General features: G+C 47.9%; 22 protein-coding genes, 1 tRNA gene and 1 pseudogene. 13 read left to right on the top strand and 11 right to left on the bottom strand.

What is annotated here, in order from left to right; genetic code table 11:
• Positions 1–135 precede the first annotated feature (135 nt).
• The 13 genes and pseudogenes from ACLU9Q_RS09655 (at position 136) to ACLU9Q_RS09595 (ending at position 10,922) form a co-directional block, all read left to right on the top strand.
• Positions 136–708: a TetR/AcrR family transcriptional regulator gene (locus ACLU9Q_RS09655; RefSeq protein ID WP_117974599.1), complete on the top strand. Its 573-nt coding sequence runs from the start codon at positions 136–138 to the stop codon at positions 706–708.
• Entirely contained in the window at positions 705–1,241 is a 537-nt protein-coding gene (locus ACLU9Q_RS09650; protein WP_117974601.1) for a flavodoxin domain-containing protein, read from the top strand. Before ACLU9Q_RS09655 ends, ACLU9Q_RS09650 begins: the two co-directional genes overlap by 4 nt.
• A gap of 207 nt (positions 1,242–1,448) precedes the next feature.
• A complete protein-coding gene (locus ACLU9Q_RS09645; protein WP_270395761.1) occupies positions 1,449–2,021 on the top strand; it encodes a TetR/AcrR family transcriptional regulator in 573 nt (190 codons plus the stop codon).
• A 3-nt stretch (positions 2,022–2,024) separates the two neighbouring features.
• Positions 2,025–2,741, top strand: coding sequence for a flavodoxin family protein (locus tag ACLU9Q_RS09640; protein ID WP_117974605.1), 717 nt, complete (start codon positions 2,025–2,027; stop codon positions 2,739–2,741).
• Positions 2,742–2,936: 195 nt separating this feature from the next.
• Entirely contained in the window at positions 2,937–3,371 is a 435-nt protein-coding gene (locus ACLU9Q_RS09635; RefSeq protein WP_412625117.1) for a helix-turn-helix transcriptional regulator, read from the top strand.
• Positions 3,362–3,634, top strand: a pseudogene (locus ACLU9Q_RS09630) (transposase); the annotation flags it as partial. The gene ACLU9Q_RS09635 and the pseudogene ACLU9Q_RS09630, both read left to right, overlap by 10 nt.
• A 410-nt stretch (positions 3,635–4,044) precedes the next feature.
• Positions 4,045–4,347, top strand: coding sequence for a plasmid mobilization protein (locus ACLU9Q_RS09625; protein ID WP_147337196.1), 303 nt, complete (start codon positions 4,045–4,047; stop codon positions 4,345–4,347).
• Entirely contained in the window at positions 4,348–5,700 is a 1,353-nt protein-coding gene (locus tag ACLU9Q_RS09620; RefSeq protein WP_117974613.1) for a relaxase/mobilization nuclease domain-containing protein, read from the top strand. It begins immediately after the preceding gene.
• Positions 5,697–6,590, top strand: a complete 894-nt coding sequence (locus tag ACLU9Q_RS09615) for a ParB/RepB/Spo0J family partition protein (RefSeq protein ID WP_412625115.1) — start codon at positions 5,697–5,699, stop codon at positions 6,588–6,590. The genes ACLU9Q_RS09620 and ACLU9Q_RS09615 overlap by 4 nt, the downstream gene beginning before the upstream one ends.
• 10 nt (positions 6,591–6,600) lie before the next feature.
• On the top strand, positions 6,601–6,879 hold the full coding sequence (locus tag ACLU9Q_RS09610) for a hypothetical protein (RefSeq protein ID WP_270395758.1): 279 nt from the start codon (positions 6,601–6,603) through the stop codon (positions 6,877–6,879).
• A gap of 86 nt (positions 6,880–6,965) precedes the next feature.
• Complete coding sequence (locus ACLU9Q_RS09605; protein ID WP_270395757.1) at positions 6,966–8,666, top strand: recombinase family protein; 1,701 nt, start codon at positions 6,966–6,968, stop codon at positions 8,664–8,666.
• Between the two features lie 201 nt (positions 8,667–8,867).
• The gene (asnA, locus tag ACLU9Q_RS09600; protein WP_296835532.1) at positions 8,868–9,878 is read left to right on the top strand and encodes an aspartate--ammonia ligase; all 1,011 of its coding nucleotides are present in this window, start codon (positions 8,868–8,870) and stop codon (positions 9,876–9,878) included.
• A gap of 75 nt (positions 9,879–9,953) precedes the next feature.
• Entirely contained in the window at positions 9,954–10,922 is a 969-nt protein-coding gene (locus tag ACLU9Q_RS09595; RefSeq protein WP_296907210.1) for a hypothetical protein, read from the top strand.
• Between the two features lie 198 nt (positions 10,923–11,120).
• Here the strand turns inward: ACLU9Q_RS09595 and ACLU9Q_RS09590 are convergent, their stop codons facing one another.
• The 11 genes from ACLU9Q_RS09590 to ACLU9Q_RS09540 all read right to left on the bottom strand — a co-directional run bounded on the left by ACLU9Q_RS09590 (position 11,121) and on the right by ACLU9Q_RS09540 (position 21,714).
• A complete protein-coding gene (locus ACLU9Q_RS09590; protein WP_296835536.1) occupies positions 11,121–12,191 on the bottom strand; it encodes a branched-chain amino acid aminotransferase in 1,071 nt (356 codons plus the stop codon).
• A gap of 189 nt (positions 12,192–12,380) precedes the next feature.
• Positions 12,381–13,715: an NADP-specific glutamate dehydrogenase gene (gene gdhA / locus ACLU9Q_RS09585; protein ID WP_296907204.1), complete on the bottom strand. Its 1,335-nt coding sequence runs from the start codon at positions 13,713–13,715 to the stop codon at positions 12,381–12,383.
• Positions 13,716–13,924: 209 nt separating this feature from the next.
• Entirely contained in the window at positions 13,925–14,941 is a 1,017-nt protein-coding gene (locus ACLU9Q_RS09580) for an SH3 domain-containing protein (protein WP_412625114.1), read from the bottom strand.
• 41 nt (positions 14,942–14,982) lie between these two features.
• Positions 14,983–15,055 (bottom strand) — tRNA-Arg (locus tag ACLU9Q_RS09575).
• Positions 15,056–15,169: 114 nt separating this feature from the next.
• Entirely contained in the window at positions 15,170–16,057 is an 888-nt protein-coding gene (locus ACLU9Q_RS09570; protein WP_296907198.1) for a DUF5688 family protein, read from the bottom strand.
• 204 nt (positions 16,058–16,261) lie between these two features.
• Positions 16,262–17,335, bottom strand: a complete 1,074-nt coding sequence (prfA, locus tag ACLU9Q_RS09565) for a peptide chain release factor 1 (protein WP_296835544.1) — start codon at positions 17,333–17,335, stop codon at positions 16,262–16,264.
• A gap of 12 nt (positions 17,336–17,347) precedes the next feature.
• The gene (prmC, locus tag ACLU9Q_RS09560; RefSeq protein WP_412625201.1) at positions 17,348–18,199 is read right to left on the bottom strand and encodes a peptide chain release factor N(5)-glutamine methyltransferase; all 852 of its coding nucleotides are present in this window, start codon (positions 18,197–18,199) and stop codon (positions 17,348–17,350) included.
• A 53-nt stretch (positions 18,200–18,252) separates the two neighbouring features.
• Positions 18,253–19,323, bottom strand: a complete 1,071-nt coding sequence (locus ACLU9Q_RS09555) for a DUF1385 domain-containing protein (protein WP_298512883.1) — start codon at positions 19,321–19,323, stop codon at positions 18,253–18,255.
• 151 nt (positions 19,324–19,474) lie between these two features.
• Positions 19,475–19,678 carry a 50S ribosomal protein L31 gene (gene rpmE, locus ACLU9Q_RS09550; RefSeq protein WP_296835552.1) on the bottom strand — a complete coding sequence of 68 codons (204 nt, stop codon included), beginning with the start codon at positions 19,676–19,678 and terminating at the stop codon, positions 19,475–19,477.
• A gap of 69 nt (positions 19,679–19,747) precedes the next feature.
• On the bottom strand, positions 19,748–21,196 hold the full coding sequence (gene rho, locus ACLU9Q_RS09545) for a transcription termination factor Rho (RefSeq protein WP_298512879.1): 1,449 nt from the start codon (positions 21,194–21,196) through the stop codon (positions 19,748–19,750).
• Between the two features lie 158 nt (positions 21,197–21,354).
• The gene (locus ACLU9Q_RS09540; protein ID WP_298512876.1) at positions 21,355–21,714 is read right to left on the bottom strand and encodes a TIGR04086 family membrane protein; all 360 of its coding nucleotides are present in this window, start codon (positions 21,712–21,714) and stop codon (positions 21,355–21,357) included.
• Positions 21,715–21,754: the final 40 nt, after the last annotated feature.

Raw genomic sequence — 21,754 nt, 5'->3', positions numbered from 1 at the left:
TGGCGGTAGGGAGCATATTACTACATTCCTTGCCGCCTTCCTTTTTGTTCTGATGGTATTGACATTTTCTTGAATCAAAAGTATAATCTATTTATATAAATGATTTATATAAATAGATTATACGGAGGTGCTACAATGCCGAAGCAACGAATAACAAAAGATATGGTTGTTGAAGCTGCTTTCAAAATCGCCCGTCAAAGCGGTATAGAAAAAGTATTGGTCAAAAGTATTGCAGACGAGCTGGGCTGTTCGGTACAACCAATTTACAGTTACTGCAGGAATATGGATGGTCTTCGTGAGGAGGTCAGTAATAAAGCAAGGAGCTTTATCGGAGAGTATGTCGCCCTTCGCATAGACAAGAGCGATCTGTTTCGCAGTACTGGCAGAGCATATATTCAACTTGCAAAGGAAGAACCTCATATTCTGAAAATTTTTATTTTACGGGAACGAAGAAACATATATTCACTGAAGGATATATACGAAACGGAAACAAATCCGCAAGTTGCGAATGTGATTGCAAAGGATTTAGATATAAGCGTTGAGACTGCAAGACAGCTTCATTTGAATATGTTGATTTACACGATTGGTCTTGGCACGATTTTTTCTGTATCATCACCGGGAATACCGATAGATGAGATATTTTTGCAGCAGGAACAGGCGCATCAGGCATTTCTGAATGATGCTTTAAGAAAGAGGGATGGAAAATGAAAGTAGCAGTAATTTACAATTCACAAACAGGTTTTACGAAAAAATATGCGGAATGGATATCTGAAGCAACAGGCGCAGATTGTCTTGAACTCAAAGTCGCTAAAAAACAAGATTTTGATAGATATGACGCTATTGTTTTCGGAGGCTGGGCGTGTGCAGGCAGGATCAGTAAAATATCGTGGTTTAAATCTAATATGGATAAATGGTCAGATAAAACCTTAATTGCTTTCTGTACGGGTGGCAATCCTGCCGAAAATCCTGAAATAGAAACCTTCTTGAATAACAATTTCAGCGAAGCGGAACGGAAAAAGGTTCATGTGTTTTACTGCCCTGGCGGATTTTACTATGAAAAAATGTCGTCAGGTTCAAAGCTGATGATGAAAATGTTTCAAAAAATGGTTGGTGCAAAAAAGGATAAAACCGAAGCCGATATCGAAATGCTGAAAATGATTTCCCATTCATACGATATATCTGATGAAAAATATATTGAGCCAATTGTTAAACTGCTTCATTGCATAGCTGATAGAGTATAGCAAGAAAAAGTAATGCCAATAACCACAAAGTCGTGGCGAGTAGGTATAAACTCCTTACTCGTCATATTTTATGCCCTGCGAGCCGCTTAAACAAAGCATCTTGACACCGAAAAGCGTTACATACTCTGCTTGTATATTGTAACCTCTTGACTTTTTGAACTGCGTTCAGTATAATATATTTGAACGATGTTCAATGGGAGGTACAGTGTGGATAATAAAGAAGCAATCATACAGGCAACGATTAGGCTCATTGAGGAAAACGGGGAACATTTAGAAGAAGTCACAGTCCGTGAGATATGCAAAAGAGCAGGTGTTGGATTAGGGCTTGTGAATTATCATTTTGGAAACAAGGATAAACTCATCGAGCAATGTATTGAGCGTATGATAAACGGAACAGTCGAGCATTTTCAGAATATACGAGAGGAAACAGACGGTTTTACTCCTTTTGAGAAATTGGAATATCTCGGCAATATGACGCTTGATTTTCTGTTTGAACATTATGCTGTTTCCAAAATTTCCGTTCTTACCGATATGCAGTCACCGAAAGAAAATGACAACACTTACAGAACTTATGCGGCATATCTTCCGCTTGTTGCCGCCTGCCGTCCTGACCTTGATGAAGCGGCGATAAGGCGAAAAACGCTGTATTTGATTACCGTTATGCAGCAAATGTTCCTGCGATATGAAGTCATATCGCAGACATTGGGGATTGACCTTAGACAGAAAGAAAACCGCAGGAACTTTCATATACAAGTCTTACATGATATTTTGGAGGTATAAAGAGTGAATATAACAGTGATAAACGGAACAGAAAAACACGGTGTTACCTACCGTTTGAAAGAGATGTTTTTAGAAGAATTTAAGGATAAAGCGAATATTACGGAATATTATCTTCCAAAAGATTGTCCGAATTTCTGTGTCGGTTGCTTAAACTGCACATTAAATGGCGAAAAGACTTGCAAGGACGCTGAATATATTGGGAAAATTGATAAATCACTTTTGGAAGCAGACTTGATTGTAATGACCTCTCCTGCCTATGTGTTTCACGCTACAGGAGCAATGAAAGCGTTGCTTGACCATTTTGCTTATCGTTGGATACCGCACCGCCCTGCTCCTGAAATGTTTGGAAAACGTGCAGTCATCATAACGCAATGTTTAGGCAGCGGAGCAAAATCTGCGGCGAAAGATATGAAGCATAGTTTATCTTGGTGGGGAATTTCAAAAATCGAGATATTTACTGGCGCTTTGATGAGTGATATTGTTTGGGAAAAACTTTCCCGAAAAAAACAAGCCGAGCTTACGGGAAAGATTCAAAAGCTATCCCGAAAGTTTGCCGACATAGATTATACAAAACCTGCACACACAAATTTGATTACGAAATTCAAGGTTTTCTTCTGCCGTATGATGCAGAAATCCTTATATAAATCAGACCCCGAATACCTTGACGGAAAGTATTGGGCGGAGCAAGGTTGGCTTGGGAAAAGCAGACCGTGGAAATAATGTGGGGCAAAACGAAATCTCGGTTACTGGCAGATGTGAAAATGATAAATCAGTGAGTGATATATCAAATATTTTGCTCAAAATCAGTAAATGCCACGCAAAGTAGCAGGAAAATTCCGAATGTCATCTCTGCTTGCTTGTAATGCAAAGCACGGTTTTCTATACTTGGCGTATCAACATAAGGAGGTCACGAGAATGACATTTGCAGAAAAACTAAAATCTATCCGCAAGAAGGCAGGACTTTCGCAGGAACAGCTTGCGGAGAAGTTAGGCGTGTCAAGACAGGCGGTTACAAAATGGGAAACTGAAACAGGCATTCCCGACATTGAAAATATGATGGCTATCTCTGCCCTGTTTGACATTTCCATTGACGAGCTACTTTCCAATGAAAGAGGAATGAAAAAATCAGACGAGTATCTTTTTGAAAGCGTTACGGAATACGATATTGACGAGCCGAAACGCTATGATATGAAATTCGGTGGAGCAAAGCAATTCGTATTGTCTGGTTATGAGGGAGAGAAAATCCGTGTCCGTCTGGTATCTAATACCCTCTCCACGCTCCAGAACGATTTTAAGGTTAAAATTGACGACATCCGAAAACGGATTGATGTAGATGTAATGCGGGAATAGATACTCCGCCTTATGAATCGGGGCAATTTGTTGGTTCTAATCGAAAGATAACTAAACGTGGGTCGGCGGCTCTGCGTAAAGTCGGCTATGAAACCATGAGATGCATAAAAACGCACCCAAGGCCAGATGATCCAGTTTACCAGTATATAGTCAAAAAAGAATCTGAAGGCAAGTCAAAAAAAGCTGCTAAAATAGCAGGGCTGAATAAGTTTCTCAGAATATATTACGCACGAGTTAAAGAAGTCTATACGGATATAAAATAAATATCAAAATGAAAGACTGCAAAAAGGCTGCCTAAATGACAGTCTACTTGTTGTACCTAATTTTATAAAAGAAAAATATTCTAAAAATCTGCAAAAAACTATTGACTTTTCTTAGCAGGTTTTGTTGCCCGAAATGCCGGTTACAACTGAATGACCGGCTGAATGGGATACGATTTTGCGATGACCTCTCTTTCGGAGAGTAAGCGAAACAACGCCGCTTGACGGGGCAGGAACTGCATTCAGGCAGACCGGCGGAAAATAACAGACGATATGCGGCAGAAAAAGTGTCGCATACCGTAACAAGCAGGGAAACTGTATTGACAGTTTCCGCTCAAATCGACTTTGAGAGCCGATTACTCTTTAGGGACACCCTAAAACCCGTTTACAAAATCAAAGAAAGGAATGATGTTATGAATGAAATTAAGAATAAAAATCTGTTTATCCGTGTAAGCGAAAAAGAGAAAAATCTAATTGAGCGTAACGCCGAAAGGTGCGGACTTTCCGTATCGGAATATCTTAGGCAGCGTGCTTTGGGATATATGCCGAGAGCAGTTTTGCCCGAAGTGTTCTTCTCTTTCAATGACAAATTGGATGAACTCTGTATCGCTGTGGAGGGCAAAATCACAGCAGAAACGGAAGAAAAAATAGTTGCTCTGATTGATGAAATCACCGCCGAGTTAATCTTACCGCAAAAGGAAAGGCTGGCGGTGTAAATGGCAACTACAGGATTCTGGCCTGTTAAAGACAGGCTAAAAGAAGTCATTGATTATGCGGAAAATCCCGATAAAACTATCGACAAAAAGTATGTGGACAGCGATTTGTACGCCGCTTTACAGTATGTATCCAACGATAAAAAGACCGATGAGCGTATGTATGTCAGCGGTATCAACTGTAATGCCAAGCGAGCCTATGAGCGTATGACGGCAACTAAGAAACGCTTTGGTAAAATTGGTGGCAATGTAGCCTATCATGGTTATCAAAGCTTTCAGACAGGCGAAGTGACTCCCAAAGAAGCGCACAAAATCGGACTGGAAACTGCAAGGCGTATGTGGGGTGCTGAGTATGAAATTGTTGTTACCACCCACCTCAACACCGATAATCTTCACAACCATTTTGTAGTAAATTCTGTATCTTTTAAGACCGGCAGGAAGTTTGAAAACCACATCTCCGACCACCATAAGCTCCGTGAAATCTCAGACGCCGTATGCTTAGAATATGGAAAAAGCGTTTTGAAAGAAGCGAATTTTTACGGCGGCAAGAAAAAGGAATACTGGCTGAAGCAAAGCGGCGGACTATCGCACAGGGAGCTTTTGAAAGCGGATATTGATACCGCACTTGCCCAGTCTACCAATTTCAAAGCTTTTGAAATTCGCTTAAAGGATATGGGGTATATGATACAGCGTGATGAAAACTATGCTCACTATTCCGTAAAGACACCAAGCTGGCAAAGGGCGGTGCGCTTAGACAAGCTGGGCAAAGAATATACTCCCACCGCTATCCGTGAACGGTTGCTTGACAATCAACGATATGTCGGTTTTGTACCGTTCCACAAACCAAAATATACGCCGTTGCTTATGCTTGAAATCGAGTACCGCAAAATGCGGCGTATGGACGGCATACAGGTATTATTTGCCCTGATTATCGAGCTTTGCAGGCTGATTACAGGCAACAATATTGCCACTGCTGCTCCCCGCCCGCTTTCACCTGAAATGCGGCAGGAAGTTGTAAAACTGAATAAAATCCTTGATGAATACAAGTTCCTATGTGAGAAACAGATTGATTCTCCGCAGGAGCTTGTTTCGTTTATCAGTGAAACACGGGAACAAATCTCTGTTTTAGAAAAGGAACGGCAGTCGGTATATAACCGCAATCGCCATAAGAAAAGCGAAGAGTTGAACGCACAGGCAAGAGAAATCTCAACAAAAATCAAGACTATGCGTAAGGAATTATCCACCGCAAAGGCAATTTTTGAGAAGATACCGAGATTTGAAAAGCTATTAGAAACCGAGCGACAGATGGAAAACGCCGTAGCAATACGATGCAAAGAAAGAAGGGTTGAACGATGACAAATACAACAAATACAATGAACCCGCCGAGGAAAAAGGCGGCAAATATTAAAGTGGATAAGCTCCGTACTTTTGAGGGACATCCATTTAAGGTAATTGATAACGAAGATATGGAAGCGCTTGCTGAGAGTATCAAAACACAGGGCATTATTTCTCCGTTAATTGTCCGACCGATTGAGAACACGGACGAATATGAAGTGGTTAGCGGACACCGCAGATTACACGCCGCCATCAAAGCAGGGCTTTCGGAAGTTCCTGCTTTAATCTACCCCCTTGACCGAAACGAAGCGATGATTGCGGTTGTAGACAGCAATCTCCACCGTGAACGGATACTCCCCAGCGAAAAAGCCTTTGCCTACAAAATGAAAATGGAAGCGATGAAAGCACAGGGGAAAAGAACAGATTTAACTTTATCGCAAGTTGCGACAAAGTCTGATACCGCCGCCGAAATCGGCCAAACGCAGAACGAGAGCCGTGACCAAGTGTTCCGATATATCCGTCTTACGAACCTTATCCCAGAACTGCTTAACAAAGTTGACGAGGGAATAATTGCACTCAGTCCCGCCGTGGAGCTTTCCTATCTGTCTGAAAAGCAGCAGAAAATATTGCTTGACGCAATGAGCCTGAATGACTGCACACCTTCCCACGCACAGAGTATCCGTATGAAGAAGGCCGCACAGCAAGGTACTCTTTCTTCGGATAGCATTTACGAGATTATGTTGGAAGAAAAAGCCAATCAGACAGAGCGTATCAGTTTTAAAGTGCAGGATTTAAGGGGATTTTTCCCAAAGAACTATACGCAGAAGCAGATGACCGATACTATTCTGAAACTGCTGTATGAAAATCAGCGAAAAATGGAACGCAGGCGAAACAGCCGAGATGAAAGGTAAGGTGACGAGAATGGAAAAGATTGATATTTATCCAAACAACGAGGTTGTGCATATTCAGCCGCCTGAACCGATAGACGAAGCTGAGCCTGCTTGTCTTGTGGATTATCTTCTGCCCCGAAGCAAGAACTGCATTTTTGATTACGGCAAGATGCGCCGTTTCGGTGAAGATAATTTTACGATGAAAATCGGTGGGACAACTTATGAAATCTCCACGCATTTTAATCCCAAAGGCAAGCAATGCGTAATGGAGCAATTCAAGGAACTGATACTGTCCGAAAAACTGATTTAACAATCGCATAATAGAAAAAGATGGCAGGGTATAGTAAGCTATATTTGCCTTTGCTATGCCCTGTTGTCGGAAAGGAGAAAAAATTTATGACAACAGCAACGAAATTAAACAGGCAGGCAGAAGAAAAAATCACAGCGTTATATTGCAGGTTATCGGTTGACGACGATAATAAAGACGAGGAATCCAATTCCATTACGAATCAAAAACAGATTTTACAAGACTATGCACGCAAAGAGGGTTACACCAACACAATGTTTTTCGTGGACGACGGCGTATCGGGTACGACCTTTCAAAGACCGAACTTTATGCGTATGGAGCGTATGGCGGAGAACGGAGAAATCGGCACAATTATTGTAAAAGACCTATCTCGTTTCGGTCGTGAACAGGTGGAAATGGGCAGACTGACGCAGGTGGTATATCCCTCGCTTGGTATCCGATTTATCGCTATACAGGAGCGAGTGGACACGCTGACCGGCGACGGTGTGGAGATGATGCCTTTTCACAATATTTTCAACGAGTGGTATGCGGCACAGACCTCAAAGAAAATCCGTGCGGTATGGCAATCCAAAGCGGAACACGGAGAAAGAGTTTCGCCAACAGTTCCGTTCGGGTACAAGAAATCCGAGACTGATAAAAAGCAATGGGTAATTGACGAGCCTGCCGCTGAAATAGTACGCAAAATCTATGCTCTCTGCCTTGCAGGGCTTGGACCGTCACAGATTGCAAGACAACTTGAGAAAGAACAAATCCTCGTTCCATCTGCCTATTATGAAAGTATCGGCAGACCACACGCACAGAAAGTACCCGCTAATCCGTATAACTGGGATCAGAAAACAGTGGTAGGCATTCTTGAAAACAGACAGTACACAGGTTGTGCTGTGAATTTCAAGACCACTACCGTCAGCTACAAGGTGCATAAGACCATCTACAAGCCTACGGAAGAACATCAGATAATTCCGAATATGCAAGAACCGATAATCTCTGAGGAGCAATGGTTAAGAGTGCAGGAACTTCGCCAGCACCGTCGCAGACCGACATCAACAGGCAGTACAAGCCTTTTTTCGGGATTGGTGTATTGCCCCGATTGCGGTGCAAAACTGCATTTCTGCGCCGCAAAGAGCCTGAAACGCAATCAGGAATTTTGGAGATGTTCCAACTATAAGGACGGCAGAGGGACTTGCAAAATCCACTATATCCGAGATGTAGTGCTTGAAAAGATTGTATTTGAAGCCATCAGCGGTTTAGCGGATTTCGTGAAGTGCCACGAGACGGTATTTCTGTATATGCTGGCGAAGAAAACCAACGCAATGCGGAAGAAAGAATACAAGAGGCTTCAGCAGTCGGTTGAGCAAGGTACAAGAAGAATTGCAGAAATTGACCGCCTGATTGAAAAGGTATTCGAGCAGAACGCAACAGGCATACTCTCTGACGAACGCTTTTCTAAAATGCTTCAAAGCTACGAAAAAGAGCAGAAAGCATTAATACAGGAGGTAGCCGACAGTCAGCAGACCTTGCAGGAAACCGAACAAAAGGTTACGGATTTAAGGCTTTTACTCCGTACCTTGCGTGAAATGACGGATATTACGAAGCTTACCCCAACGCTTGTAAATTCTCTAATTGAGTGTATTGAAGTTCACAACAATGATAAGTCAAGCGGTCACTGTTATGTGAAAGTGGATATTTACTTTACGGCGGCGGGAATGATAGATATTCCTACCGAACAGGAAATCCTTGCTATGATGGAAGAAATACGGGCAAACCCGCAGGACTTCCGCTTTGTAGCATAAGAACAAAGGAAAACGGTGTAACCCATTTTACTGAGTTACACCGTACCCTACATAAAAACTTCCTTATCTGGCGTTGTCAAATAGGTTTCCCTGTTGTTTTCCTTGTAATTTTCCAGAAATCTGTTATACTGTGAAAGAAAGAAATTCTCATACTGGCTGCTTCTGTGCGGCCGGCATGGTAAGGGAGGATTTTAACAGGATATGGAACATTTAATTATTCCCGAACATTACGAATCGGCTCTAAATCTTCACGATACACAGGTTGCCATCAAAACGGTGAAGGACTTTTTTCAGCAGACGCTCTCTTCCCGTCTGAATCTGTTGCGCGTATCCGCGCCGCTTTTTGTCACCCCGGCTTCCGGACTGAACGACAACCTGAACGGCGTTGAGCGTCCCGTTTCCTTCGGCATCCGCGAACAGAATGAAAGCACCGCGGAAATCGTGCATTCCCTGGCAAAATGGAAGCGCTATGCCTTAAAAGAATACGGTTTTTCCCACGGCGAGGGGCTGTACACCGATATGAACGCGATCCGCCGGGATGAGGACACTGACAACATTCATTCCATCTATGTGGATCAGTGGGACTGGGAAAAAATCATTTCCCACGAGGAGCGCACGGCGGATACCTTAAAAGAAGTCGTCCGCACCATCTACAAAGTACTGAAAAAAACCGAAAAGTATATGGCGATCCAGTATGATTATATTGAAGAGATTCTTCCGAAGGACATCTTCTTCATCACCTCGCAGGAGCTGGAGGATCTCTATTCGGACTGCACGCCAAAGGAGCGCGAATACCGCATTGTGAAGGAAAAAGGTGCCGTATTTATCATGCAGATCGGCGGCGTGCTCACCTCCGGACAGCGACACGACGGCAGAGCGCCGGATTACGACGACTGGGCGCTGAACGGCGACATCATTGTCTACTACCCGGTGCTGGACATCGCGCTGGAGCTCTCCTCCATGGGAATCCGCGTGGACGAGGAAAGCCTGCTGCGTCAGCTCGAAATCGCCGGATGCCCGGAGCGGGCATCTCTTCCGTTCCAGAAGGCGATTCTCGAAAAGAAGCTGCCCTACACCATCGGCGGCGGCATCGGTCAGTCGCGTATCTGTATGTTCTATCTGCGAAAGGCGCACATCGGCGAGGTGCAGGTGTCGCTGTGGCCGGAGGAAATCACAAAGGAAGCAAGACGAAACGGTATTCATCTTTTATAAGCTTACGGACGAGGAGCCTGGTAAAACAGGTCTCCTCGTCGCTTGTTATTACAGATTACAGAAATGAGGGAACATATGAACACAAAAATATATTTGAAAGCATTCGGCTTTCCGGCATTCGTATTACTGCTGATCCTCCTCGCCGTTCTCATCGACGAGGTATTCGCTCTGCCGCTGCCTTTTCCGGCAGCGCTGATCCCGCTCGCCATCGGCGGCGGCTTTATCTGCTATGACACACTGGAAACTGTCTGGCGCACACGTTCCGTCACAACCGGTATCCTTGTGGTGCTCGCACTGATCGGCACGATCTTTACCGGAGAATTTATGGAAGGCGCAGAGGTTTCCTTTATGATGCTCCTCGGCGAAGCGCTGGAGGACTTCACCATGGAAAAAACACATCTGACAGCAGACGCCCTCCTCTCCTCCCTGCCCGCATCTTCAAAAAACAGCGGACACGCTTCCGGGGAAGGCGGAAACGTGCAGCGTCTTGCCGACCGCTTTTCCAGATACTTCCTGCCGGTGATCCTTGGCATCTGCGCCGTTGTATTTATTTTTACCCGCGATATCTCGCGCGTGATGTCCATCCTTGTCATCGCCTGCCCCTGCTCACTGGTGCTTGCAAGCCCGGCCGCCGTACTCGCCTGCGTCATCAACGCGGCGAAACACGGCATTATCCTTCCGGACGGGGAAACCGTGGAGCGCCTTGGCGCGGCAAACTCTGTGCAGCCCTCACCTCAGGGCGGCCTCTACCGCACAGACAACAATCTGACGCTTGGCTGCTCAGCGGATGCGGACGTCATTTTCACAGATAAATGCAGCAGCGCCAGCCTGTCCTACGCGCTCGCCGTCACCCGCAAGGCGCGCACCATCATTCTGGAAAACATCATCGTATTTGCCTGCTTCGTCAACTTCGCCGGCATCACCCTTTCCAGTCTCGGTCTGCTGCCGATGGTGCCCGGCGCCCTGCTCCACAACGGAGCCACTGTCTGCGTGCTCCTCAACTCCATGCGGCTCATCCGCTGGAAGCCGCGGGCCAAGCGCTGAACCGATTCCAGCAGCTGCTAACTTTTTCAAATTCCCCTGGTAACGGCGCAAAAAATCCGGCATCCCACATCCAATGCAGACACGTTGCTCTTTGAGATTTGCCTATTATCTGCACATGGATGCTGGATGCCGGATTCTATTTAAAAACCTTCTATATTTCTATTTTCCCGTCTGGTAACAGGCGGCTCAAACTGCCTCTTACTTCACCTCTACCGTCCAGCCGTGCTTATCCTCGATCTTTCCAAGCTGAATACCGGTAACGGTATCGTACAGCTTCTGGCTGACAGGACCGATGCCGCCGTCTGCGATCTGGAACACGTCGTTCTCATAGCGCAGATGACCGACCGGGGAAATAACAGCTGCCGTGCCGGAGCCCCATACCTCTTCCAGAGCGCCGGTCTTTGCCGCCTCTACCAGCTCGTCCACAGAAATGCGGCGCTCCTCCACCGGAAGTCCCCACTCCTTACAAAGCTGGATGCAGGTATTTCTGGTAACGCCCGGAAGGATACTTCCGTTCAGCATCGGCGTCACAACAGTGCCGTTGATCTTGAAGAAGATGTTCATAGCGCCAACCTCTTCGATATATTTTCTCTCCACGCCGTCCAGCCAGAGCACCTGGGAGTAGCCCTCCTCGTGCGCCTTGATCTGCGCCGCCAGGGAAGCCACATAGTTACCGCCGGTCTTTGCCTCTCCGATACCGCCCTTTACGGCTCTTACGTACTCATCCTCGATCCAGATTTTTACCGGGTCAAGTCCCTCCGGATAGTAAGCGCCTACCGGGGAAAGGATGATGATAAACTTATAAGTATCGGACGGACGCACGCCAAGGAACGGATCGGTCGCGATCACAAACGGACGGATATAAAGGGAGGTACCCGGCTTTGTCGGGATCCATGCCTGATCCAGTTTTACCAGTGTTTTCAGAGCGTTCAGGAAATCATCCTCCGGAATCTGCGGGATCTCCAGACGCTTGTTAGAGTTGTTTGCACGCTCAATATTTTTGTCCGGGCGGAACAGCAGGATTCTTCCGTCATCCGTCTTATAAGCCTTCAGGCCCTCAAACATCTCCTGTCCATAGTGGAATACCATTGCAGAAGGATCCAGCGAAATCGGCTGATACGGCATGATTTCCGGATCGTGCCACCCCTGTCCCTTTGTATACTCCATCACATACATGTGGTCTGTAAAAATCGTACCAAATACCAGCGGATTGTCCTCCGTCGGAAGCGGCTTCGGGTTTGTTGTTTTTGTGATCTTGATGTCTAACATAATTTTTCCTCCTCATCGCACGTCAGCTTCTCTCTCCCATTAGTGCGCCGTGCTTGTTCTTTATTCCTAATTATTCTCCTTTTACCAGGCAATGTCAAGCGCTTTCTGCGGCAAAAACAAAACATCCCCGCGTGACAGACGCCGTCGTCTGGCAGGCGGGAACATTTTCTGATCTTTTTTCAAATCTATTTACACAATACCCTGTGCTGTCATTGCATTTACAACCTTCTCGAAGCCTGCGATATTTGCGCCTGCCACATAGTTGCCTGCCATACCGTATCTCTCGGCTGCATCAGAAATATTATGCGTGATGTTGATCATAATCTGCTGCAGCTTTGCATCTACTTCCTCAAAGGACCAGCTCAGACGCTCGCTGTTCTGGGACATCTCCAGTGCGGAGGTCGCAACGCCGCCTGCGTTTGCAGCTTTGCCCGGTGCAAAGATCACGCCGTTTGCCTGCAGATACTCCGTTGCCTCCAGCGTAGTCGGCATGTTTGCGCCCTCGCAGACTGCGGTAACGCCGTTTGCCACGAGCTGTTTTGCATCGTCAAGAAGCAGCTCATTCTGAGTAGCGCACGGAAGAGCGAGGTCAACCTTGATGCTCCATACGCCTCTGCCCTCATGGTACTCAGAGTTCGGACGATAATTCCTGTACTCTGTCAGACGCGCACGCTTTACCTCTTTGATTTCCTTCAGCGCTGCCACATCGATGCCTTCCGGATCGTATACCCAGCCGTTGGAATCGGAGCAGGTAACAACCTTCACGCCAAGCTGCTGCGCTTTCTGGATCGCGTAGATCGCAACGTTGCCGGAGCCGGAAACCGCTGCCGTCATGCCGCTGATCTCCTTGCCGTTGATTTTCAGAAGCTCCTGCGTGAGATACAGAAGGCCATAGCCGGTTGCCTCCGTTCTTGCAAGGGATCCGCCGTAGGAAAGGCCTTTGCCTGTCAGAACGCCCTCATACAGACCTCTGATCCTCTTGTACTGTCCGAACATATAACCGATCTCACGCGCGCCGGTGCCGATATCGCCTGCCGGTACGTCAGTGTCTGCGCCGATATATTTGCAAAGCTCTGTCATGAAGCTCTGACAGAATGCCATAACCTCTCTGTCTGATTTGCCCTTCGGATCGAAGTCAGAGCCGCCCTTGCCGCCGCCGATCGGAAGACCTGTCAGAGAATTTTTGAAAATCTGTTCAAAACCAAGGAATTTGATAATGCCAAGATTTACGGACGGATGAAGACGAAGACCTCCCTTGTACGGTCCGATCGCGCTGTTAAACTGTACGCGGTAGCCTGTGTTTACCTGTACCTGTCCTTTATCATCTACCCACGGAACACGGAATTTGATCTGTCTCTCCGGCTCAACCAGACGCTCCAGCAGGGCATCCTTTCTGAATTTTTCCTCGTTTGCTTCCACAACAACTCTCAGTGATTCCAGAACCTCTTTCACTGCCTGATGGAATTCCGGCTCTGCAGGGTTTTTCTTCACAACCTGCTCAATTACCTCATCAACGTATGACATTTTCATTCTCCTCCTTAAATCGTTTCTGGGATGCCGTTTATCCTCGCGGAAATAAACAAATGCAGGCGGAACAGGTCCGTCTGCATTTTCGACATCTTTGTCCATCTATTTTATTATATACTGACTTCTTTTTCATGACAAGAATTTTTCATGATTGTCAATTTGAATAATATAGATAACGTTTATTCATTTTTTTAATCAGAACACCGCTACGCACCAGTATAATCGTCCGCAGTGTAGTCTGCATCTGCCGTACCGTCATCCGTGCTTCCCGGAGCAAAATAATCTGCTTCGTCTGCCGCCTGCGCATCCTCCGCCGCGGAAAGGAATTCGCTCTTTATATACGCGGTCTGTCCGTTGTAGTCGATCACTGTCCATCCGTCGTCCGTCTCTCCTGTCTTTGTAACAGTTTCACCGATATACAGAACAGCCAGAACTTCACACTCCGTATTCGGCTCAGTACGGATATTGCACTCGTCAATCGCCACCATTTCATTGCCGGAGTTTTCACCGTCACTGCTCTGACCTGTCGCGCCCTCCTGCGTGCTGCCGTACTGGCTCATGAATTCCTTCAGCGCCGGATCGGAATTTTCCGCCTCATCGCATTCCTGTTTTACGGAAGCGATCAAATCCTGCACCTCAGACGTCTTGCGCGTCTCTTCAAGATATGCCTCCGTGTCAGTATCGCCGTCATAATCATAAATATAAAGGCTGCCCTCCTCATCACTCTTTAAATAAAACTGAGTCAGACTTGGCACCCGCGTGTCGATATTTACGACCTTTCCGTTGTAACAGACATACACCACATACTCTCCTGCTGCCCGTCCCTGCAGGGAATAAGTCCTGATATCCTCGTATTTTTCCACATAACCGTCTGTCAGCTCTGTGAGCTCCTGGTCTGTCAGGGAAGGATCAAGCTTTTTCAGAGTCTCCGTATCTCCGTTTGTGCGCGCTGAATAGTATGAGGTCATGACCGTCAGCACCCTGCCGTCATTCTCCTGAAGCGTTCCCGTCAATGCGGGCTGCGCATCTGTCTCCACGATCACATCCTTTGTCGTTTCGGATTCCGTTTCCGTCTGCTGCAGATCTGCCACCGGACTTTTTCCTGCTGCGATATTGCTGATCGCCCGAATTCCGATCACAGCAATCGCAAGGACAAGGATCAGTGCAAGTCCGAGAAGTATATAGCGCAGATTATCGGAAATCCACTCTCTGATATTATCCATTTACCCTTCCTCCGTCTTATAATTTCCTTGCAAATTTAAAACGCACCTGGAGGGATTCGAACCCCCGACACGTGGTACCGGAAACCACTGCTCTATCCCCTGAGCTACAGGTGCACGGTACTGAGCATCAGTACCTTTGAATACAATACTACAAAATGCACAAAAAGTCAAGGAAAGCATCCCTGACTTTTTATTTTTTCCGTTTCGGCACAGTCCGGCGTCAGAAATCTACAGGCTGAGTTTATGAAATTCCCTCTGATAACGGTAGATTTCATCCGAAAGAAAATCCTCCGCGGCCACCTCGTTGCGGTTGATCTCGCGTACCATCTCCTGCATCTCTTCTTTGGGCATTGCGGATTCCGCCGGGATAATGATACATTCGTGGATGCTGCTCGGAAGGATCCAGAAATCGTCCTCCAGCTTGTCCGCAATATCCTGCAGTACCGAATCAAACAACAGGCTTGCCGCCCCAAAATAATTTGTTTTGTTCGTCAGCACATACATCGGCAAAACGTTCTCCGTCTCCGCCTTCGCCTCCCCGCATCCCTGAAACTTTTCCAGCACGCCGTCCATACTTAAAAATTCCTCCGGCTGGATGTGCAGGGTGTTTTCCCGCGCACAGGCAAACAGCTCTTCCTCAGTAATTCCCCAGTTTTTACAGTGGCTGCTGTACACCAGGATCGTGCCCGTTCCAAGGCAGCTGTCCTCGAAATAATAGTATGTCACAATTGCAAGATCAAGAAAGATGCGATAAGGTACCGTTTTCAGCAGCTCCCGGTTTTTCTCCCGGTTGATCACACGACACGCCAGATGCTGCTTCACTTTTCCGAAATCTGCATAGAAAGTCGTGTCAAAAGGAACCGTCACCCTGCTTTTCCGGTAAAGCGCCTCCATCTGATCGGCAATGTCCGGAATCGGTGTCCCCTCCTGATATCCACGATAAAAGTCGTTCAGATAGATCGTCGGTGCAATTCCGCTTCCCTCTTCACTGATGGAAAGCGCGTCCAGAACCACAGAATTATTTTTCAAAATCTGATGGAGCTGTATCTGCACCTTCTCCCCCAGCCTTTCCTGCATCTGCGTCTGCATCATGCAGACAAAATCTTCATACTTCAAATAACCACCCTTTCTGTCATTTATTTATAAAACTCGGAGAATTGTGTGCGAACGCACCAGACTATTCAGAAGTTTTATGTCACTGATTATATCACATCGGTCACACAAACGCAAGTGTTATTTTAGAAAATACAAAAAGGATATTTTTCTGCCCGCGTCCTTATCGACTGCCTTCGCAGAAAAATATCCTTCCTTTTACTAAGCTTACTCTTCATTCATTGCCGACAGCTTTGCCGCCTGATCGGCCGCGATCAGGCTGTCCAGCAGCTCGTCGATATCTCCGTCCATGATAGAATCGATCTTGTAGAGCGTCAGCTTGATCCGGTGATCCGTCACGCGTCCCTGCGGGAAATTGTAGGTACGGATTTTTTCAGAGCGGTCCCCGGTTCCGATCTGGCTGCGGCGCAGCTCCGCCTCCGCGTCGTGCGCCTTCTGCTGCTCGATATCATACAACTTTGCGCGCAGCAGCGCGAATGCCTTCGCCTTATTCTGAAGCTGTGACTTTTCCGTCTGGCTGTATACCACGATACCGGTCGGGTAATGCGTCAGGCGCACCGCAGAGTCCGTCGTGTTGACGCACTGTCCGCCGTTTCCGGAAGCGCGCATAACGTCGATGCGGATATCCTTCTCGTCGATTACCACGTCCACATCCTCCGCCTCCGGCATCACCGCAACAGTGATCGTCGAGGTGTGGATCCTGCCGCCGGATTCCGTCTCCGGCACACGCTGCACGCGGTGAACACCGCTCTCGTATTTCAGACGGGAGTAGGCGCCCTGCCCGGTGATCATAAAGTTGACCTCTTTCATGCCGCCGATGCCGATCTCGTCGGCATTCAGCAGCTCCACCTTCCAGCGGCGCTTCTCGGCATATTTCACATAAAGACGGTACATCTCCGCCGCAAACAGCGCAGCCTCGTCTCCGCCCGCGCCCGCGCGGATCTCCACGATAACATTTTTATCATCGTTCGGATCCTTCGGGAGCAGCAGGATCTTTAATTCCCTCTCCAGTTCCGCGATCCTGTCCTTTGCCGAATTTAACTCTTCCTTTAACAGCTCGCGCATTTCTTCGTCGGACTCGCCCTCCAGCATGGACAGGCTGTCCTCAACAGTCTGCTTACACGCTTTATATTCCTTGTACGCGTCCACGATCGGCTGCAGATTGCTCTGCTCCTTCATAAGCTTCTGGAAACGAGCCGGGTCGCCCGCCACCCCTGGCTCATTTAATTCGTTCAGCAATTCCTCAAAACGGATCAACAAATCCTCCAGCTTGTCAAACATGGTTTCCTCCTATTAACACAGCCTGGCGGTCACTACCCTCGGCAGACCTGCCAGGTCCTTTTTTACTATTATCTCCTGATAGCCTTCCTTTTCAAAAATCTCCGGCACTGTCTTTCCCTGGTCAAACCCGATCTCACAGAAAACCCAGCCGCCCGGCTTTAAAAATTTTTTCGCATCGGCCGCAATTCTGCGGTAAAACCTAAGACCGTCCGCGCTCCCGTCAAGCGCTGTAATCGGCTCATAGTCCCGCACCTCCGGCATCAGCCGGGGAATTTCCCCGCTCGCAATGTAGGGCGGATTGGAAACAATACAATCGTATTTCCCTTCCACCGCCTCAAAAAGATCGCTCTTAATAAAAGCTACGTCCGCCTGCAGTGCGGCGGCATTCTCCTGCGCGACCGCGAGCGCGCCCTCTGAAATATCCGCCGCAAAAGCACTGATGCGGCATCGCTTTGCCAGACTGATAATAATACAGCCCGATCCGGTGCACATATCAAGCACCGCCGCACCCGGACGGATTTTTTTCTCCGCCTCCAGGACAAGCAGCTCCGTATCCTGCCGCGGGATCAGCACCTGCTCATTCACGCGGAAAGAATACCCCATAAAATCCTGCTCGCCGGTAAGATACTGCACCGGCATATGCTGCGCCCGCCGCCCGATCAGCTCCCGGTAGCTCTCTGCCGCTTCCTTCGGGCAGCTTTCTGTCATTTTCAGAAAATAATGCGTGCGGTCGATGCCCGTCACGTGCTCAAGCAGAATCCAGGCGTCAGATGCCGCCTCCGTGATTTCCTGTGCCTTCAGCGCACCGATCCCCCACTGCAGCAGCCCGCAGTAAGAACGTTTTTCCGCCTTCTCCTGCTGCATGTCTTCCTCAGCGTCCCGGCATCCGGCTTTCGCAGCTTCCTCCGCAGCATTTCTCATCCTGCCGCGCCCTCCGCAGCGACGCCCTGCTTCTCTGTCGGCGCGCTATCCTTCTCCGTCCGCTCCGTGCCCGGAACGATCGTCTCTTTGCACACGTATTCTTTCTCTGTAATTTCGTAATTTGTTCCAAAATTTTCATTTAAAAATTTCTTCCAGTCGAACACTGCTTCCACGGAAGCGATCGCCACCTCCACCATATCCGGCGTCGGCTCGCGCGTCGTCTGGTGCTGCAGCATCATGCCCGGCCTGCTCAAAAGATTTACAAGCCTGTTCTCCGATTTCCCGGCAAGGCGGATAAACTCATAGGAAATACCTGCGATCACCGGCAGCAGCAGAATGCGGATCACAAAGCCGAGCACGCTCGACTCCACGCGGATAAACATATGCACGATCACGCTGACGACCATGACGATCAGCAAAAAGCTGGTTCCGCAGCGCTTATGCTCCCTGGAGCTTTTCATCACGTTTTCCACGTTCAGCTCCATCCCGTGTTCGATACAATTGATGCATTTATGCTCCGCGCCGTGGTACATAAACACCCGCTGGATATCCTTCATATTTGAGATCAGCTTGATATAAAGCAGGAAGATCGCAATCTTCAGAATACCCTCGCAGGTAACAATAATGTTGGTATTGTCCGTCACCTTCTGAAGAAGCAGCGACAGAAAATACGGCAGGATCATAAATACCGCTACAGCAAAGACCATGGAAATAGCCACCGTAATGCCCATCAGGATGTCCATGCCCTTCTTTGTGTTTAAAAAGCTGTCGATTTTTTTATCAAGCTTTGACGGCTCCTTCTCCGGCTCTTCCTCCTCTTCATCCTCAAAAAAGCCGGCGGAGTATGTCAGTGTTTTCATGCCAAGCACCAGTGAATCCACAAAGCTGAACACACCGCGCACAAACGGAAGCTCCAGCACCTTTTTCCCTTTGATAAATGCCGGAGATTCTTCCGTTTTCACGATAATCTCTTTATCGGGCTTGCGTACTGCCACGGCATAACGGTCGCCGTTTTTCATCATGACGCCCTCCATGACCGCCTGTCCGCCAATTCCAGAACCTTTCATACTGTCCTCCTTAAAAACGAAAGTCCATTCGGGACCTTCTTTCCCCACAAATGAAAGCCCCGATTGCTGCGTGCTGACGCATGTCGACCGGGCTTTCATAGCAAAAAAGGTTGAGATTTGTCCAACCTCAACCTTACCGTTACCATTTCTATTATGCATTGATGCCGTATTTCTTGTTAAACTTATCAATACGTCCGCGGGCAGCCGCTGTCTTCTGCTGTCCTGTGTAGAACGAATGGCACTTTGAGCAGATTTCTACGTGGATGTCCTTCTTTGTAGAGCCTGTCGTAAATGTATTTCCACAGTTGCAGGTAACAGTTGCCTGATGGTATGCCGGATGGATTCCCTCTTTCATGATTTTCACCTCACAATTCAGTTAAGCAATGCTTGGATTATAGCACATTCCGACTTTATTTGCAAGTACTTATATAAATTTTTGCTTCTTTACTGTCTGCACAAATTCACGGTTATCCCGCGTACGCACAAACAAATTGAGAATATTCTCCACCGCCTCATCAGATTTCATACCATTTAACGCCCGGCGCATAATGTACACCGCCTCCTGCTCCTCGTGGTCAAGCAGCAGATCCTCCCTGCGCGTGCTGGATTTCGGAATATCAATTGCCGGGAATACACGCTTTTCGGAGAGCTTGCGGTCCAGAACAAGCTCCATGTTGCCGGTGCCCTTAAATTCCTCATAGACCACATCGTCCATCTTGCTTCCGGTATCCACAAGGGCCGTTGCAAGCACGGTCAGGCTGCCGCCCTCGCGCATATTTCTCGCCGCACCGAAGAAGCGCTTCGGCATATGCAGCGCCGCCGGGTCAAGACCGCCGGACAGAGTACGTCCGCTTGGCGGCACGACCAGGTTGTACGCGCGTGCAAGGCGCGTGATGCTGTCCAGAAGGATCACCACGTCACGTTTGTGCTCCACCAGACGCTTTGCGCGCTCAATAACCATCTCGGACACGCGCTTATGATGCTCCGGCAGTTCGTCAAAGGTCGAATAGACCACCTCCACGTTGTCGCCAACGATCGCCTCACGGATATCTGTAACCTCCTCCGGGCGCTCGTCGATCAGCAGGATGATCAGATGAACCTCCGGATTATTTTTCAGGATTGATTTTGCGACGTCCTTTAATAGCGTCGTTTTTCCCGCTTTTGGCTGGGACACGATCATCCCGCGCTGTCCTTTTCCGATCGGGGAAATGAGATCCACGATACGCATGGACACGTCCCTGCTTCCGCGCTCTAGGCGCAGCCGCTCGTTCGGGAAGATCGGCGTCATATCTTCAAAGTTGTAGCGCTTTGACGCCTCGCCCGGCGCCATGCCGTTGATCGACGTCAGATACAAAAGCGCGCTGAATTTCTCCTGCATCGTCTTAATACGTGTGTTTCCGGTCAGGATATCTCCCGTTTTCAGCCCGAATCTGCGGATCTGTGACGGGGATACATAAACGTCGTTTTCCCCCGGAAGATAATGATTGCTGCGGATAAAACCGTAGCCATCCGGCAGCACTTCCAGAATTCCCTGCACAACAATGCCGCTGTCAAGCTGCGCGATATCCACGGGCGGCTTGTCCGACCGTTCTCCGGCCTCGCCGGCCTCCGCCGCTGTATTTTCTGTTTTTTCCTCTGCCGGACGGCGTTCCGTTTTCATTTCCACCGCAGAAGATTCTGCCTTCCCCGCGGCAGCGATCGGCTCCTCCGCTTTTGCATCCGCCGCGTTCTTCTGTCCGTCTTTCTCGTCCTCCGCAAGCATCAGTTCCACTACCTCTGACTTGCGCATACCGCCAGTTACCTTTAGTCCTCTTGCCCTGGCAATCTCCTTTAGCTGAACTGCCGGGAGCGATTCATACTGTTCTCTCGTCATAAAATTTCCTTTCTATTCTCACTCTGCGTATCTAACAAAAATACGAATATCCATCATCTGCACTTTAACATTTATAAAATGGGTATCTGTCGGAATTGACACGATATTATGTAGATAGCGGTATTATAGCACGTTGTTTTTCAAAATGCAACATTTTTCTATGCCAGCATTCCGCCAAGCATGCCTCCTCCAAGGCAAAGCAGCATCGTTGTGATAATTTCCGCCGCCTTCGCATCAATGCCGCCTGATATCCAGGAAGCCGCAAGCAGCATGATAAAATAAAGCGTGCCCGTCACCAGTCCCCACAAAAATTTCCGGCTCCTTATCCCTTTTCCCGCCAGCAGCCCGCCTAAAAAACTGCTGAGTACATAAATCACGAGGATTCCCACCGAAACCATACTCTGCTGCGGTTCCAGCCTGTAAAGCAGCAGCGCCGTAAGCAGCAGCAGAATCCCCGTAATAATATAGGAAATAATCAATGATTTCACCACGACCCGGATATTTGATCCTGCAAGCATAAATTCTCCTCCCTCCTGTCTGTTGTTAATATATGCGGCA

The sequence above is a fragment of the Marvinbryantia sp. genome (assembly GCF_047017445.1).
In the GTDB taxonomy this organism is placed as follows: domain Bacteria; phylum Bacillota; class Clostridia; order Lachnospirales; family Lachnospiraceae; genus Marvinbryantia.
This window is presented reverse-complemented; position numbering and strand designations above follow the sequence as displayed.